The 15,056-nt window shown below is 42.1% G+C and carries 17 protein-coding genes and 2 pseudogenes; 16 read left to right on the top strand and 3 right to left on the bottom strand.

The window, feature by feature from the left end:
* The first annotated feature begins 75 nt into the window (after positions 1-75).
* The 9 genes from cysE to O3640_RS01340 all read left to right on the top strand — a co-directional run bounded on the left by cysE (position 76) and on the right by O3640_RS01340 (position 8,338).
* Entirely contained in the window at positions 76-693 is a 618-nt protein-coding gene (gene cysE, locus O3640_RS01380; RefSeq protein ID WP_045772814.1) for a serine O-acetyltransferase, read from the top strand.
* 49 nt (positions 694-742) lie between these two features.
* Positions 743-943: a YdeI/OmpD-associated family protein gene (locus O3640_RS01375; RefSeq protein WP_008808365.1), complete on the top strand. Its 201-nt coding sequence runs from the start codon at positions 743-745 to the stop codon at positions 941-943.
* A gap of 13 nt (positions 944-956) precedes the next feature.
* Positions 957-1,721 (top strand): nucleoside phosphorylase, encoded by a 765-nt coding sequence (locus O3640_RS01370; protein WP_125369306.1) that lies wholly within the window; start codon positions 957-959, stop codon positions 1,719-1,721.
* A gap of 8 nt (positions 1,722-1,729) precedes the next feature.
* Positions 1,730-2,251, top strand: a complete 522-nt coding sequence (locus tag O3640_RS01365) for a dihydrofolate reductase family protein (RefSeq protein ID WP_000301974.1) — start codon at positions 1,730-1,732, stop codon at positions 2,249-2,251.
* Between the two features lie 17 nt (positions 2,252-2,268).
* Positions 2,269-3,612 (top strand): cysteine--tRNA ligase, encoded by a 1,344-nt coding sequence (cysS, locus tag O3640_RS01360; RefSeq protein ID WP_219967805.1) that lies wholly within the window; start codon positions 2,269-2,271, stop codon positions 3,610-3,612.
* Positions 3,605-4,009: a Mini-ribonuclease 3 gene (locus tag O3640_RS01355; protein ID WP_125369310.1), complete on the top strand. Its 405-nt coding sequence runs from the start codon at positions 3,605-3,607 to the stop codon at positions 4,007-4,009. Before cysS ends, O3640_RS01355 begins: the two co-directional genes overlap by 8 nt.
* The gene (locus O3640_RS01350) at positions 3,996-4,871 is read left to right on the top strand and encodes a helix-turn-helix domain-containing protein (RefSeq protein WP_125369312.1); all 876 of its coding nucleotides are present in this window, start codon (positions 3,996-3,998) and stop codon (positions 4,869-4,871) included. Before O3640_RS01355 ends, O3640_RS01350 begins: the two co-directional genes overlap by 14 nt.
* 108 nt (positions 4,872-4,979) lie before the next feature.
* Entirely contained in the window at positions 4,980-6,110 is a 1,131-nt protein-coding gene (locus O3640_RS01345; RefSeq protein ID WP_053794156.1) for an ABC transporter ATP-binding protein, read from the top strand.
* A 380-nt stretch (positions 6,111-6,490) separates the two neighbouring features.
* Entirely contained in the window at positions 6,491-8,338 is a 1,848-nt protein-coding gene (locus O3640_RS01340; RefSeq protein ID WP_125369314.1) for an APC family permease, read from the top strand.
* A gap of 67 nt (positions 8,339-8,405) precedes the next feature.
* Here O3640_RS01340 and O3640_RS01335 read toward each other — a convergent pair whose 3' ends face one another.
* On the bottom strand, positions 8,406-9,368 hold the full coding sequence (locus tag O3640_RS01335) for an aromatic acid exporter family protein (RefSeq protein ID WP_048777335.1): 963 nt from the start codon (positions 9,366-9,368) through the stop codon (positions 8,406-8,408).
* A 147-nt stretch (positions 9,369-9,515) separates the two neighbouring features.
* Here O3640_RS01335 and rlmB point away from each other — a divergent pair, with 147 nt between their 5' ends.
* From rlmB to rpsI, 5 genes are all read left to right on the top strand, one after another.
* Positions 9,516-10,247, top strand: a complete 732-nt coding sequence (gene rlmB / locus O3640_RS01330) for a 23S rRNA (guanosine(2251)-2'-O)-methyltransferase RlmB (RefSeq protein ID WP_048777334.1) — start codon at positions 9,516-9,518, stop codon at positions 10,245-10,247.
* Positions 10,247-10,891 carry a hypothetical protein gene (locus tag O3640_RS01325; RefSeq protein ID WP_048777333.1) on the top strand — a complete coding sequence of 215 codons (645 nt, stop codon included), beginning with the start codon at positions 10,247-10,249 and terminating at the stop codon, positions 10,889-10,891. Before rlmB ends, O3640_RS01325 begins: the two co-directional genes overlap by 1 nt.
* Before the next feature lie 141 nt (positions 10,892-11,032).
* Positions 11,033-11,896, top strand: a complete 864-nt coding sequence (locus O3640_RS01320; protein ID WP_125369318.1) for a DegV family protein — start codon at positions 11,033-11,035, stop codon at positions 11,894-11,896.
* A gap of 195 nt (positions 11,897-12,091) precedes the next feature.
* On the top strand, positions 12,092-12,538 hold the full coding sequence (rplM, locus tag O3640_RS01315) for a 50S ribosomal protein L13 (protein WP_003026230.1): 447 nt from the start codon (positions 12,092-12,094) through the stop codon (positions 12,536-12,538).
* 19 nt (positions 12,539-12,557) lie between these two features.
* Positions 12,558-12,950 (top strand): 30S ribosomal protein S9, encoded by a 393-nt coding sequence (gene rpsI / locus O3640_RS01310; protein ID WP_111723269.1) that lies wholly within the window; start codon positions 12,558-12,560, stop codon positions 12,948-12,950.
* 109 nt (positions 12,951-13,059) lie between these two features.
* Here the strand turns inward: rpsI and O3640_RS01305 are convergent, their stop codons facing one another.
* Entirely contained in the window at positions 13,060-13,281 is a 222-nt protein-coding gene (locus O3640_RS01305) for a tyrosine-type recombinase/integrase (RefSeq protein WP_002893762.1), read from the bottom strand.
* 244 nt (positions 13,282-13,525) lie between these two features.
* A complete protein-coding gene (locus O3640_RS01300) occupies positions 13,526-14,134 on the bottom strand; it encodes a DUF1269 domain-containing protein (RefSeq protein WP_002893760.1) in 609 nt (202 codons plus the stop codon).
* Between the two features lie 350 nt (positions 14,135-14,484).
* Between O3640_RS01300 and O3640_RS01295 the strand changes: the two are divergent.
* Positions 14,485-14,628: pseudogene (locus O3640_RS01295) on the top strand (IS982 family transposase); the annotation flags it as partial.
* A 3-nt stretch (positions 14,629-14,631) separates the two neighbouring features.
* A pseudogene (locus O3640_RS01290) lies at positions 14,632-14,965 on the top strand (diacylglycerol kinase family lipid kinase); the annotation flags it as partial.
* Positions 14,966-15,056: the final 91 nt, after the last annotated feature.

Here is a 15,056-nt window from a genome sequence, read left to right as displayed (position 1 = left end):
GGAGTAGTAGGGCTCAGTTGCGTTGCAATTCTTGGGCCAGCTCCCTTGTTTTTTACATCATGAAAGGAGAAGAAGATGGGATGGTGGAAAGAAACCATTGATATTGTAAAAGAAAATGATCCAGCAGCTCGAAATTCTCTGGAAGTCCTCTTGACTTATCCAGGTATTAAAGCTTTGGCAGCTCATCGTCTTTCTCATTTTTTGTGGAAGCATGGTTTTAAGTTATTAGCAAGGATGCACAGTCAATTCTGGCGCTTTTGGACCCAGATAGAGATTCACCCTGGAGCCCAGATTGAATCAGGTGTCTTTATTGACCACGGCAGTGGTCTAGTGATTGGAGAGACAGCTGTTGTGGAGAAGGGTGCTATGCTTTATCACGGTGTTACCTTAGGTGGTACAGGAAAAGATACGGGCAAACGTCATCCGACTGTCCGAAAAGGGGCGTTGATTTCGGCCCACGCTCAGGTGATTGGCCCTATTGAAATAGGTGAGAAAGCCAAAGTTGGGGCGGGTGCAGTAGTTGTATCTGATGTGCCTAGTGATGTGACAGTGGTCGGAGTTCCAGCTAAAATTGTCCGTGTCCACGGCGAGAAGGATGAGCCGACTATCCATGAAGTAGAAGAAAAACGAGAATATTATTTAGACAAACTAGAGCATGCCCGTGAGGCCAGCCACCATTCGTCAAGTCTCTAGGAAAGGGTAGCAAAGTTATCGAGGTGAAGTATGACAGGAGGTAAGAACTATGTCAGATTTATCAGATGCAATTTTGAACCAGGCAGTTCTTGAGTTGCAAGAACACTTGGATGGTCTTGCTAAGGAGCGCTTTATTAAACTGCCACCTAGCCACCAGCGAGAATGGGCTCATTATATCAGTGAAGCCAAAAAAGATGAGACCAAACTGCGCCGTCTAAATAAAATGAAGGCGGATTTGCTGGAGCCTTAAAGAAAGAGAAGTTATGCTATTAGAGGAATTTGAAGATGTAGCAGCAGTCATTGAGCCAACTGAAAAGCCAGTCCGTGACAAGGGTGAAGTGTGTGAAACCATCATCCTGTCCTTTAATGGCGAAATTCTGAAACGTTTGATTGAGTCAGAAGATGTCTATCAGGGAGGCTATTTGAAAAGCATAAACGGCCAGCATCCATGGTATATTTACCGCCAAGGACCTAGCAAGCTAGCAGTTATGTTGGCTCAGATTGGGGCTCCGATGATAGTTGGCCAACTGGAGGAATTGGTAGCTAGAGGCTTCAAAAATTTCATCATTCTAGGTTCCTGTGGCGTTTTGGACCGCTCAATTGAGGCTGACAAGATTATTCTGCCTGCAGCCGCATTGCGAGATGAAGGAACTAGTTATCACTATGCTCCACCGGGTGACGAAGTAGCCTATGACGACTCTCTGCTAGTTAAGCTGGAAGCCATCTTTGACAAGCACGATATCGAGCATATCCGCACCAAGTCCTGGACGACTGATGCCTTTTATCGGGAAACGCCTGATAAGGTCAAGCGTCGCTTGGCTGCTGGAGCCCAAGTGGTGGACATGGAGGCTTCGGCTATCATGGCTTGGAGTCAATTTCGCAAGAGTAAAGTCTATCAGTTCTTCTACACAGCTGACTATGTGGATCATCATAACCGAACCTGGGATGCCCGCCATGAAGAGCGGACAGCTGATGCCATGACTTTTTTCACTATCGCTTTGACAATAGCAAAGGAACTAGAAAGGTAACTACAAGAATGGCAGTATATTTTTACGGCTGTATCACCATGGATGGCTACTTGGCAGACAGCCAGCACAGGATAGACTGGCTGCATCAGCTTGGTTCTGTAGAGGATACAGGCTATGATGACTTTTACAGGCAAATGGATATCACCATCATGGGCAAGCGGACCTTTGAGGAAATCCAAGATTTGCAAGATGTAGAAAGTTTTTATCAAGCTACTGAAAACTATGTCTTTACGCATGATAGGCACCTGCCTGTCAGCAATTACCAGCCAGTAGCTGGGGATGTGGTGGACTTTGTTCACCAGATTGACAAAGGCAAAAATGTCTTTGTGATTGGTGGTAATTCCTTGGTAGGACCGCTCTTGGATGCGGATCTTTTCGACCACCTCATTATTCAGATAGCGCCCCTTATCCTAGGAAAGGGGGTTCCCCTCTTTACCCAAGAGGAAGGGCAGCGCTTTTACCAACTGGATAGCCTCAGACAATTTGGCCCTTTTGCAGAGCTGGTTTTCAGCCGAAAAAGTCAGAAATAGAGAAGGGAGTGGACCGCATGATTAAAATTTACGACACCATGACCCGCAGCCTACGTGAATTTGTGCCCATTGAAGAGGGCAAGGTTCGAATGTATGTCTGCGGTCCGACGGTTTATAACTATATCCATGTCGGCAATGCCCGCTCAACAGTAGCTTTTGACACAGTTCGTCGCTATTTTGAGTATCGGGGATTTGAGGTCAATTATATTTCCAATTTTACAGATGTAGATGATAAGATTATCCATCGCGCCAAGGAAGAAGGCATCACACCAAAAGAAGTGGCTGATAAGTATATCGCAGCTTTTCGTGAGGATGTCTCAGCTCTGGGTGTAAAACCTGCGACTCGTCATCCGCGGGTGGTGGAGTTTATGGCTGACATCATCCGTTTTGTTGAGGACTTGGTTGACAAAGGCTACGCCTATGAGTCAGAGGGCGATGTCTACTTCCGCGTCGAAAAATCTCACAATTATGCCAAACTAGCCAACAAAACCTTGGCTGACTTGGAGTTGGGTGCTTCTGGTCGGACAGATGAGGAGACCGCTCGTAAGGAAAATCCAGTGGACTTTGCTCTCTGGAAGGCAGCTAAGCCAGGTGAGATTTCTTGGGACAGTCCTTGGGGAGCAGGTCGCCCAGGCTGGCACATCGAGTGTTCGGTCATGTCGACGGAGATTTTGGGTGATACTATTGATATCCACGGTGGAGGAGCAGACTTGGAGTTTCCTCACCATACCAATGAAATCGCCCAGTCAGAGGCCAAGACTGGTCAGACTTTTGCCAACTACTGGATGCATAATGGCTTTGTCAACATTGACGATGTTAAGATGTCCAAATCTCTGGGCAATTTTATCACTGTTCACGATGCCCTCAAGACTATTGATGGTCAGGTGCTGCGTTTCTTCTTTGCTACCCAGCATTATCGTAAGCCGATTAATTTCACGGAAAAAGCTGTTCATGATGCAGCGACCAATCTCAAGTATTTGAAGAATACCTATGAGCAGCCTTTTACTGGTCAGGCAGACTCTGCTCAGCTTCAGGCCTTTCTGGATAAATTCACTGCTGCTATGGACGAAGATTTCAATGCAGCCAATGGTATCACAGTTGTCTTCGAGCTAGCCAAGTGGATCAATTCTGGCAATTACACCGCTGAAGTTAAGGAAGCCTTTGCCAAGCTCTTAGAAGTTTTTGGTATTGTTTTTGTAGAAGAAGTCCTGGACGCGGACATTGAGCGCTTGATTGAGGAACGCCAAGTGGCGCGTGCTAATCGGGATTTTGCGACTGCAGACCGTATTCGGGATGACTTGGCCGCTCAGGGCATCAAGCTTTTAGATACCAAGGACGGAGTGAGGTGGACCCGTGACTGATGTCAACCTGATTAACGGCATTGCCCTCGCCTTTGAGGGAGATGCTGTCTACTCCATGTATATAAGACGTCACCTGATTTTTCAGGGGCTGACCAAGCCCAATCAGCTGCATAGGGAGGCGACCAAGTTCGTTTCTGCCAAGGCTCAGGCCAACCTCATTTCTCTCATGCTGGAAGAAGGGATTCTGACGGAAAAGGAAGAGGATATCTACAAGCGTGGCCGCAATGCTAATAGTCACACCAAGGCCAAGAATGCAGATATTGTTACTTACCGTATGTCTACTGGTTTTGAAGCGGTCATGGGCTACCTGCATATGACGGAAGAAATCGAACGCTTGGAAGAATTAATTGACTGGTGTGTCAAACGAGTGGAGGAAGCTACTCATGAAAACAAATGAACTGCTAGCTTTGTTTCCAAAGGCTAGTCTACAAGATAAACCCAGTCAAGATAGCCAGAAAGTCTCACTTCGTCTTGATCGGCAACATTGGCTAGTTTTGGCGACAGAAGATTTAACAGATCGAGAACAGCAACTGCTTGCTCTGCTGACAGAAAAAGAGTCCGTTTTTTCACAAAATCCCTGGTATAGGTATTTAGTATCTGAGTCCGAAGAGACGCTCCCCCATGAGGTTGAGACGTTACAGTTCATTCATTGTCATCTATTTCATTATGAGACAGAATCTATTTCGGCCTGGCTAGATATGATGCGAACTCTTTTGACCAATAAAGTCGCTTATTTTCAGACCAGTCCGCAAGACTATATTTTTGTTCTTGATCAAGGGCAGCAGTTGGCTGTTAAAGAGTTGCTAAGGGATGTCTTGTCAGCTGTTGAATATGACTTTAACCTGCGTTTGGCTGTTTTGATTGGACAAGTCTGGCCCAAATCGGCAAAAGATGAGTTCCCCCAGCTCTATCAGGCTGAAAGCAAACTCTTTACCCAATGGCTCAATCGCTATCAGCAGTCTTTGGTTTTACCTTTCTCACAGCTCTTCTTATGGGGCTTAGACGAGGCTAAGGACACTCTTCTTCCTCTGAAGAAGAAACTGCATCAGCTTATAGAGGGACAAGAGCAATTAACCGAGATTATCTTAGCCTTGTGGGAGAATGGAGCAGTTGTGACCAAGGCAGCTCAGCAACTTTATATTCACAGGAATACTCTCCAATATCGCTTGGATAAGTGGGAGGAGTTGACAGGCTTGCAGTTAAAAGAGTTGACGGATTTATCACTCTGTTACCATATCATTTTGAAAGATTTATTTTGATGTTTTGTGCAGGATGCACAAAACATTTTTTTTATTTTAGGCAGTTTGCCATAGTATTGTAAAACGCTTTCAAATATAATAAGAGTATAAATTTAAAAGGAGCCTATCATGGTAGAATTAAATCTAAAAAATATTTACAAGAAATATCCAAATAGTGAACACTATTCTGTTGAAGATTTCAACTTAGAAATTCAAGACAAAGAATTTATCGTATTTGTAGGACCTTCAGGATGTGGTAAGTCTACAACTCTTCGTATGATTGCTGGACTTGAAGACATCACAGAAGGTGAATGTTCAATCGATGGTCGAGTGGTTAACGATGTGGCACCAAAAGACCGTGATATTGCCATGGTTTTCCAAAACTATGCCCTTTACCCTCACATGACTGTATACGACAACATGGCCTTTGGTTTGAAATTGCGTAAATACAGCAAAGAAGATATTGACAAACGTGTTCAAGAAGCGGCTGAAATTCTTGGATTGAAAGAATTCTTGGACCGTAAACCAGCTGACCTTTCTGGTGGCCAACGTCAACGTGTTGCCATGGGACGTGCTATTGTCCGCGATGCAAAAGTATTCTTGATGGACGAGCCTTTGTCAAACTTGGATGCCAAACTTCGTGTATCCATGCGTGCTGAAATCGCTAAAATCCACCGTCGTATTGGAGCAACAACGATCTACGTAACACACGACCAAACAGAAGCGATGACTTTGGCTGACCGTATCGTTATCATGTCAGCAACTAAGAATCCATCAGGAACTGGTACAATTGGTCGCGTAGAGCAAGTTGGTACACCACAAGAACTTTACAAACACCCTGTCAATAAATTTGTTGCTGGCTTTATCGGAAGCCCAGCTATGAACTTCATCAATGTGAAGCTTGAAGGAAACGAGATCGTTACTGAAGGTGTAAGATTGAAAGTGCCAGAAGGGATCTTGAAAGTTCTGAAAGAAAAAGGCTACGAAGGTAAAGAATTGATTTTTGGTATCCGTCCAGAAGATATCAATACAGAACCTGCTTTCCTTGAAACTTTCCCTGACTCAGTAGTACACGCAACAATCTCTGTATCAGAGTTGCTTGGTTCAGAGTCTCACTTGTACTGCCAAGTTGGTAAAAACGAATTTATCGCAAAAGTAGATGCGCGTGACTACTTGCAAACAGGTGAGGGAATTGACCTTGGCTTTGACTTGAACAAGGCGCACTTCTTCGATAAAGAAACTGAAAAGACAGTTTATTAATGTTTTCTACAATGAAGAAAATTTAGTTATCAAAAACGAGCTTGGACATCCATGCTCGTTTTTTTTTTTCTATTAAGACTTATCAATCCTACTCGATAGGCTCAAAAACCTCATAGTTGAAGAGACTATTTTTATAAGTGATAGCAAATGAACTTTGGAAAATATGAATTTGTCCTTCGAAGTTATTTCATTAGAGATGAGGAAGTTCACTTCACATCTTTAAGGATAACTGAATCTTTCTCACAATCTATTAATTGCTACTAGCTCACATTGTTGAACAAGAAGAGGTTGCTTAAAAATAGAAAAAATTTCAGAAAACTGTTGACATGTTTTCCGAAAAAGAGTAGAATAGCCCTTATTTTTTAATTGAGGAGGAACTTATGTTTTCCAAGTTAAAAGGATTTTTTATTGGACGTCCATTAAAATCCGGTAAAGAAGGAGAGGATGGTCATTTATTGACAAAACTACAGGCCTTGGCTATGCTCTCTAGTGACGCCTTATCTTCCATCGCTTATGGACCAGAGCAGGTAGTTCTGGTCTTAACTTCTGTGTCTGTCGGAGCGATTTGGTGGTCACTTCCAATAGGAATTGTTGTATTGGTTTTATTAGCGAGTTTAACCATTTCTTATCGTCAGGTTATCCATGCTTATCCTCAAGGAGGAGGAGCTTATATGGTAACGACAGAAAATCTTTCTCCAACAGCAGGCTTAATTGCGGGTGGAAGTTTACTGGTAGACTATATGTTGACTGTAGCTGTTTCAGTTGCTTCTGGAGCGGATGCCATTACCTCAGCTATTCCTGTCTTACACCCTTACAACTTACACATCTCTGTCTTGTTAGTCCTCTTATTGATGCTAATGAATTTACGAGGGCTAAAAGAATCAGCGACTTCCTTAATGATCCCTGTCTATCTTTTTATTTTAAGTACTTTGCTGTTGATTGCTTTTGGATTTGTGCAAATCATGACAGGAAACTTGGAATATCATGCAACTGCTCATATTGGCACTTCTATTACTGGAGTAAGTTTGATCTTGTTGCTCCGAGCATTTACTAGTGGTTCAGCTTCCTTGACTGGAGTGGAAGCCATATCTAATTCAGTTCCCTTTTTCAAGAAGCCAAAGGCTCACAATGCTGCAACAACCCTATCAATCATGGCTTTAATCCTAGGGATCATGTTTGCAGGAATCACTTTCTTGAACTATTGGATTGGGATTGTTCCTGTCAAAGGTGTAACTACCTTGGCTCAGATGGCTCAGGCTATCTTGGGAGGTTCTCCACTTGGTCGTGTCTTATTCTATGTTTTTCAATTGTCAACAGCTTTGATTTTGGCAGTTGCAGCCAACACAGGTTTCTCGGCTTTCCCTGTACTTTCTTACAATATGGCTAAAAATAAATATATGCCACATATGTACATGGAAAAAGGAGATCGCCTAAGCTATTCAAATGGGATTTTTACATTAGCCTTTGGTGCCATTGCTCTCTTGTGGATTTTTAAGGGGAATACAGAGCGTTTAATTCCTCTATATACCATTGGTGTATTTGTGCCCTTTGCCCTCTCTCAAACTGGTATGGTTGTCCATTGGAAGAAAAAGTTTGGAAAAGATTTCTTGAAGCATTCAGTTGCGAATATTCTTGGTGCTGTTATTTGTTACGGGATTGTTCTTATTTTACTTTTATTCCGTCTTGGCGATATTTGGCCCTTCTTTCCAATTATCATTGTCTTGACCTGGCTGTTCTTAGCGATTAAACAGCACTACAACAGGGTCGCAAGACAGCTGAGATTAGAAGAACATATCGAGCGTCAGAATTATACAGGCAATACAGTAATTGTGCTAGTCGGAAATGTCACCAGAGTTAGTGTTGGAGCAATGAGCTATGCTCGCAGTATTGGCGACGATGTCGTCGCAATGCACGTCTCAACAACTGAAACTGCTAAAAAGGATGCTGAAGTTGCAGAGGAATTTGCTGACTATTTCCCTGATATTCGATTTGAGACTGTTACGACTAGCTACCGCAATATCATTACTCCAACAGTTCAGTATGTGATCAAGGTAGCAAAGCGGGCTAAAAAAGAAGGAAGGACAGTGACAGTCTTGGTTCCTCAGTTTATCCCGAAAAAGAGCTGGCAAAATATCCTTCATAATCAAATGAGTTTAAAATTGAAATATTATCTAAAGTGGTACGAAGATGTTGTAGTCGCAAGCTATTCTTATCACTTAAAAGAATAAACTACTTTCTTAATGTAAAAAAGGAACCAAATTTTTTTGGTTCCTTCTTTATTTTGTGTAGAAAGAGTTAGTTCCTTTCTTCTTGATAATTCCTATAAAAATCAACCTTTAGCTTAATAAAGGTTTCCAAGTCCCGCAGGAGCTGAAGGAGCGTAGCGCGGGTTTCAAATTCCTGGCGAGTCTTAGGAAGTGGCCGTTTTCGAAAGACTGCCAGATATTCCTCGATTTCATCCAGCAAATCATGACCTGGATTTTCTTGACTTAACTGTTTGGCTGTTTTTAAAAAGAGTTTAGCCAATATGAAGCTTTCGCTAGCTGCTAGGCGACAGGTATTGATATTACCGGCCATATCCAGCAAGATACGATTCTGAGCTCTTCGCATTTCAAAATAGTGGATATGGTAGTTGGTTTGATGAAAGAGATGGTTAGAGCGGTCCAAGTAGACCAGATTCAAGGCTTGTTCTAGAGTTTTATCAAGCTCTTTTATTAGGGTCGCATCGTTTCGTCCGTCCCCTGATTTTAAAAAGTATTCAAAACGAAGGAGAATCTTTTTTAGTTGTTCTTCCACTTGCTCATGATAGTTGTCAATCTCCTCTTGACGCGAGGGCATGTAGAGATTGGCTAAAAGAGCAAAGCCAGTTCCAATGAGAAATAGAGCAAGCTCATTGCTAAGGAGTGACCAGGAGGTGGATTTTTCTAAGAGCAGATGAGAGACCAGGACAGTGCTGGGGGTAATGCCAATTTCCCATCCAAGTTGAAAAGCTAGCGGAACGTAGATTGCGATATAGAGGGCCAATGCTCCGAGATTAAAGCCTAGAAAGCGAAAGGCTAAGCTTCCAATAGTCAGCGCCAATATGGTCGATAAAAAGCGGTCTCTGGCTAGTCTAGCTGTACTCCGGCGTGTATCGCTAACACTCAAAAGAGCAATAATACCAGCAGAGACTGAATAAGCTAATCCTAAAGTTTTTGCTAGCCAAGCCGCTAGGCAGGTGGCGAGCATCAGTTTGATCGTTCGGTGGAGAAGGGACATATGAGTCAACTTTCTTTTTCTAGAGTCGTTTAATTATATCATGACTAGAGTATAAAGTTGGTTAGGATGATTCCTTCAATTCGGATTTCTTGTTTTGTTCAGTAAAAGCTGTCGCAATTTAGGAGGCATTTATGTTATACTGAAATCATGGAAAAAAACGATATTGTCTACGGTGTGCATGCGGTGACAGAAGCGCTCGCAGCCAACACTGGAAATAAACTCTACATTCAAGATGACCTGCGTGGCAAAAAGGTCGATAAAATCAAAGATTTAGCTGCAGAAAAAAAGGTTTCGATCTCCTGGACGCCCAAGAAGACCTTGCAGGAAATGACTGACGGAGCCGTTCACCAGGGCTTTGTTCTGCGAGTCGCAGAGTTCGCCTATACTGACTTCGAGGTTCTGTTGAAAAAAGCAGAGCAGGAAGACAATCCACTATTATTGATTTTGGACGGGCTGACTGACCCGCACAATTTGGGCTCTATCTTGAGGACGGCTGACGCAACCAATGTGGCTGGAGTCATCATTCCCAAGCATCGTGCGGTCGGTGTGACACCAGTTGTAGCTAAGACCTCAACGGGTGCCATTGAGCATATTCCCATTGCTCGTGTGACCAATCTCAGCCAGACTCTGGACAAGCTCAAGGAAGCTGGTTTCTGGATTTTCGGTACGGATATGCAGGGGACGCCTTCCCATAAGTGGAATACAACTGGCAAGCTGGCCCTCATCATCGGCAATGAAGGCAAGGGTATTTCCAGCAACATCAAGAAGCAGGTGGACGAAATGCTGACGATTCCCATGAATGGCCATGTCCAAAGCCTCAATGCCAGTGTCGCAGCGGCTATTCTCATGTATGAAGTCTTTAGAAATCGGGTGGGCTAATGCAAGTACTTGGAAGTTATGAGTTAGAAAAATATCAAACAGAAAAGTTTGAACCGATTATTTATGATATCTATCATAATAAAGGAGAAGATAATTATTGCTTTTGCTTTGAAATCACTGAGGAAGCAGATCAGTATCCCTTAGAGGATTTATTGACCCAATATTCCTTGAATTGCACGGATTTATACGGTCAAGGAAGTCAGGTAAATGGTGCTTTGAAATACCTAATTGAGGTCGAAACCTTATCCAGTGATAAGGCGGATTTTATCAGTATTCTCAATTTTTCTACAATTTTAAATAAAGAGATTGTGAATTATGTAAAAGGAAAATATGAGTGCCTTGCTGAAAAGAGGTGTATGAGTTCCTTTTATATGGGAAATCAAAAAGTGGAAGTTCCTGTGCTTGCTTACCGAAATGATAACTCTGGGATGGTTTCTTTCCAAAATCAATATCCAGAAGGACAATTGACAAATTTATTTTTAGAAGATAAAAAATATGATGTTGAGTGTTTAGATGGGGAATGGACCTGTATTGAATTGCTTAATGGCAAGGCAAACCTGATTTTAAAAGATTCACAAGATGAATATTTCCAATATATTTTTGATTTGAAAGGCTTTCAAAGTGTCAGTCCTGTTTTAGACTGACCTAGCGAAATAACTTTCCTAAAAAGCAAGAATGTTTAATAGTTAGCCCCAATAAGGTGGTCATTCAAAGCACCACTAATAACCCGCTTATATCCATGGAGAAACGCTTCTGTGGGAACTAAAAAATGATGGAGAAATAAGATGACCTTTAAAATTTTAACGGATTCTACAACAGACCTGTCTGAAAAATGGGCAGCTGAACACGATGTTACAATCCTAGGCTTGACCATTCAGCTGGATGGAGTGACCTATGAAACAGTAGGGGAAAACAAACTGACCAGTAAAACCTTACTTGAAAAGATGAAGGCGGGAAGTCAACCAACTACTAGTCAAATTAATGTAGGTCAGTTTGAGGATGTCTTTAGAGAATATGCGAAAGCTGGCACACCGCTGTTGTATGTAGCTTTTGCTTCCTTACTATCTGGAACCTATCAGAGTGCAGTTATGGCTCGGGACATAGTCTTGGAAGACTATCCTCAGGCTGTGATTGAGATTCTTGAGAGTCGGGCTGCTTCTATGGGGGAAGGGCTTCTGGTAATGAAGGCGGTTGAGGCACGATCAGAAGGTAAATCACTAGCTGAGACTTTAGATATTTTACTAGCTTTACGACCAAAAGTTCAAACCTATTTCTTAGTGGATGATCTGAATCACTTGGTGCGGGGTGGAAGAATTTCAAAAACAGCTGCCATGATAGGTAGTCTGGCTAGCATTAAACCGATTATTGCAGTTCAAGCGGATGGAAGTTTAAAACCAATTGCCAAGGTAAGAGGAAAGAAGAAGGCCCAAGCAGAGTGTGTTCGTATGCTTTTAGAAAATATAACAGATGACCGTGCAGTGATTGCTCATGCAGACGCTGATCAGGATGCTGAGAATCTGAAGGAACAGCTCTTAGCAGATGGTCGAGTGAAAGAAGTCTTGATTGAACCACTTGGACCAGTTATTGCAACCCACGTTGGACCAGGAACTTTAGCTTTATTTGGCTTCGCAAAAAACGACCGAGATTAAGAAACAAACTTGAAAACGAAAACAAGCTAAAAAGTGAAATATTTCCGGCAAAGATATTGACTTTTGGCCTAAAAATTTGGTATGATAGTAGGCGGTATTGTTTACCCCATTTGTAAGGCCCCGGAACCTTTCAAATAACTTGCGGACCGGAACATCCGCCCTGTAAACAAAAACGATATTCAAATAGGAGAAATCATGAACAAAACAACATACATGGCTAAGCCAGGTGAAGTTGAACGCAAATGGTACGTAGTTGACGCTACTGATGTACCTCTTGGACGCCTTTCTGCTGTTGTAGCAAGCGTACTTCGTGGAAAAAACAAACCAACATTCACACCACACACTGATACAGGTGACTTCGTAATCGTTATCAACGCTGAAAAAGTTAAATTGACTGGTAAAAAAGCTACTGATAAAGTTTACTATACTCACTCAATGTACCCAGGTGGATTGAAATCTATCACTGCTGGTGAACTTCGCTCTAAGAACGCTGTTCGTTTGATCGAAAAATCAGTTAAAGGTATGCTTCCACACAATACTCTTGGCCGTGCTCAAGGTATGAAATTGAAAGTATTTGTAGGCGCTGAGCACACTCACGCTGCACAACAACCAGAAGTTCTTGATATTTCAGGACTTATCTAAGGAAAGGAACAAATAAGCTATGTCACAAGCACAATATGCAGGTACTGGACGTCGTAAAAACGCTGTTGCACGCGTTCGCCTTGTTCCAGGAACTGGTAAAATCACTGTAAACAAAAAAGATGTTGAAGAGTACATCCCACACGCTGACCTTCGCTTGGTTATCAACCAACCATTTGCAGTTACTTCAACTGCTGGTCAATACGACGTTTTCGTAAACGTTAATGGTGGTGGTTACGGAGGACAAGCAGGAGCTATCCGTCACGGTATCGCTCGTGCCCTTCTTCAAGTAGACCCAGACTTCCGCGATGCTCTTAAACGCGCTGGACTTCTTACTCGTGATGCTCGTATGGTAGAACGTAAGAAACCAGGTCTTAAGAAAGCTCGTAAAGCATCACAATTCTCAAAACGTTAATCAATACGATTATATCAACGTTTACAGACATTCAAGAATTATTTCTTGGATGTCTTTTTTGTTTCAAAAAATCAAAGTTCACCCCAAAATTCACCCCATATTCACCCCATCAATTTTTTAAACTACGAAAAGCAATATCACCTACAGTCTGATTGACTTTATCTTTGATATTAACGTAAGTTTTTGTAATCTCTTTATCACTATGAGTAAGAGCTTCTGAGAAGGCTTCAAGAGAAACACCTGCTTGTTTAGCAAGAGTAGCACCAGTATGTCTTAGTTTGTGTGGTGATGCTGGTGCTAATTCGGGATGTCTTCGTCTGACTGATTTCATCTTGATAAAACTTAAAATTTTTCTAATTATAACGAAGCATAGTCAAAAAGCTATGACCTCTATATTCACAAAAAAATCCAGACCAATACTAGTCCAGATTTCTTGTCTATTAAACATTCTTTTCAAAGAATGGAAGAACGGCTGTAACGGCTTTGTCAACGCAATTATTTAACTGTGAGAATCCGACGCACATAAATTTTAAATGGCGTCTCAGTCACATTTAAATTTATGAGACGCTTAGACGTTAGGCTTTCAATTTGTCAAATTTTGCTTTGACATTTGCCTTGAATTCTTCAAGTTTAGCCTTGCGTTCGGCTTTACGTTCAGCCTTCATTTGTGCACGTGCCTGGTTGTAGAGGTCTTCTTGGACTTGCAGAGCTGCTTCGATTTCGGCTACGACGGTTGCTACATCCCAACGCACGATTTGGGTGTCGTACTTGGTGAAGTAAGCATCGATGACTGCTTCGTTGTTTTCTTGCACCAAGGCGACAACGGCTGTTTCGCCGTCGATCAATTTTTGAGACACAACGTCAATCAAGCCAGCTTCTGCCGTATCAACGGTATCACCAGCAGCCAAACCATAGAGGCTGCCAATACCATAACCAAACAAGACGCCGATAGGACCACCCAAAAGCCCGATAACTGCACCGAGCAAGCCACCTTCTAGGGTTGCATCCGTCGTTGAATCTTCAAAGTCATAGCGTTCTTTTTCAACGATGTGACCGTTTTCATTTTTGACCAAGGCGATTTGAGCAACCTTGGTCGTCTGAGTTTGGCGGAAAGCCTTCAAATCCGCAAAGGACTGATAAGCTTCGCTTTCAGTGTTAAAGACTGAAACTACTAGGTTTTCCATAGTTAGTACCTCTTTTCTAAATATATACGTTCATTATAATACAGTTTCAATCACTTTTCAATCATTTTAGTGCGACATTTTAATTGATATGTCGCGTTTATCAGCGTCAAAGAACAGTTTCAGGCAGCGGTATATCTTTGCCATATCCCAGCCCAGACACTCTGGCGACTCTGAGTGATTATCAAGAAAGGCGTCCAGCAACATCTTAAAGCCTCCCGTGCAAAAAGTAAATAAATAGTGTTTTTCCTGTATGCCTGTCACACGGCTAAAAGACCGCTTGACCAAATCTTCCAGAAAATTATAGCAGATATTATGTACCAGCTCTGTGTAGCGAGTCTGATGAGCGTGCCGAATCACATCGACACTTTTATAGAATCTGCCAACTGTTTCCTTATGGTCGAATCCTTGAAAGAAGTCGCTTTATTCGTCGGTCAAGACAATTAATTTGGCTGGTGCAACTGATTCGCCAAGCTATGAACAAGCAATTATTACCTTTTGAAAGCAAAAATGGCAATTATGAAGGTGAAGCTACTCAGGTCTTAGTTCTTCTATCCAATTACTATGCAGACAAAAAACTATTTGATGAAAATACAGATGAATATGGAAATATCTTGATTTTAAAGGATTCATCCATCATTTCTAAATTATCGGCTATCCCAGATTTATTAAAAAGGGGATCTAGTAGGTAACAATAATATCGAATATATCAAAGTACGCAATATTAGGATTTCTTCAGAGGTTGAGTTAGAGTCAGATGTTGATGGGGATAAGTCGGATAATCTGCCAATAGATATAAAAATACTAGAAAACAGGCTTGAAAAAGGCTCGTAAAGCTAGCCAGTTCTCTAAACGTTAATTCGTTGCTGGACAGCAGAATACAAACGAAAACACTTTGCATCTTGCAAGGTGTTTTTTTCTATGA

This window comes from Streptococcus sp. 27098_8_75, from assembly GCF_041432475.1.
Taxonomy (GTDB): domain Bacteria; phylum Bacillota; class Bacilli; order Lactobacillales; family Streptococcaceae; genus Streptococcus; species Streptococcus gordonii.
This window is presented reverse-complemented; position numbering and strand designations above follow the sequence as displayed.

Coding starts and splice junctions, on each gene's coding strand:
- cysE (WP_045772814.1), top strand. CDS start 76: ATGGGATGGTGGAAAGAAACCATTGATATTGTAAAAGAAAATGATCCA.
- O3640_RS01375 (WP_008808365.1), top strand. CDS start 743: ATGTCAGATTTATCAGATGCAATTTTGAACCAGGCAGTTCTTGAGTTG.
- O3640_RS01370 (WP_125369306.1), top strand. CDS start 957: ATGCTATTAGAGGAATTTGAAGATGTAGCAGCAGTCATTGAGCCAACT.
- O3640_RS01365 (WP_000301974.1), top strand. CDS start 1,730: ATGGCAGTATATTTTTACGGCTGTATCACCATGGATGGCTACTTGGCA.
- cysS (WP_219967805.1), top strand. CDS start 2,269: ATGATTAAAATTTACGACACCATGACCCGCAGCCTACGTGAATTTGTG.
- O3640_RS01350 (WP_125369312.1), top strand. CDS start 3,996: ATGAAAACAAATGAACTGCTAGCTTTGTTTCCAAAGGCTAGTCTACAA.
- O3640_RS01345 (WP_053794156.1), top strand. CDS start 4,980: ATGGTAGAATTAAATCTAAAAAATATTTACAAGAAATATCCAAATAGT.
- O3640_RS01340 (WP_125369314.1), top strand. CDS start 6,491: ATGTTTTCCAAGTTAAAAGGATTTTTTATTGGACGTCCATTAAAATCC.
- O3640_RS01335 (WP_048777335.1), bottom strand. CDS start 9,368: ATGTCCCTTCTCCACCGAACGATCAAACTGATGCTCGCCACCTGCCTA.
- rlmB (WP_048777334.1), top strand. CDS start 9,516: ATGGAAAAAAACGATATTGTCTACGGTGTGCATGCGGTGACAGAAGCG.
- O3640_RS01325 (WP_048777333.1), top strand. CDS start 10,247: ATGCAAGTACTTGGAAGTTATGAGTTAGAAAAATATCAAACAGAAAAG.
- O3640_RS01320 (WP_125369318.1), top strand. CDS start 11,033: ATGACCTTTAAAATTTTAACGGATTCTACAACAGACCTGTCTGAAAAA.
- rplM (WP_003026230.1), top strand. CDS start 12,092: ATGAACAAAACAACATACATGGCTAAGCCAGGTGAAGTTGAACGCAAA.
- rpsI (WP_111723269.1), top strand. CDS start 12,558: ATGTCACAAGCACAATATGCAGGTACTGGACGTCGTAAAAACGCTGTT.
- O3640_RS01305 (WP_002893762.1), bottom strand. CDS start 13,281: ATGAAATCAGTCAGACGAAGACATCCCGAATTAGCACCAGCATCACCA.
- O3640_RS01300 (WP_002893760.1), bottom strand. CDS start 14,134: ATGGAAAACCTAGTAGTTTCAGTCTTTAACACTGAAAGCGAAGCTTAT.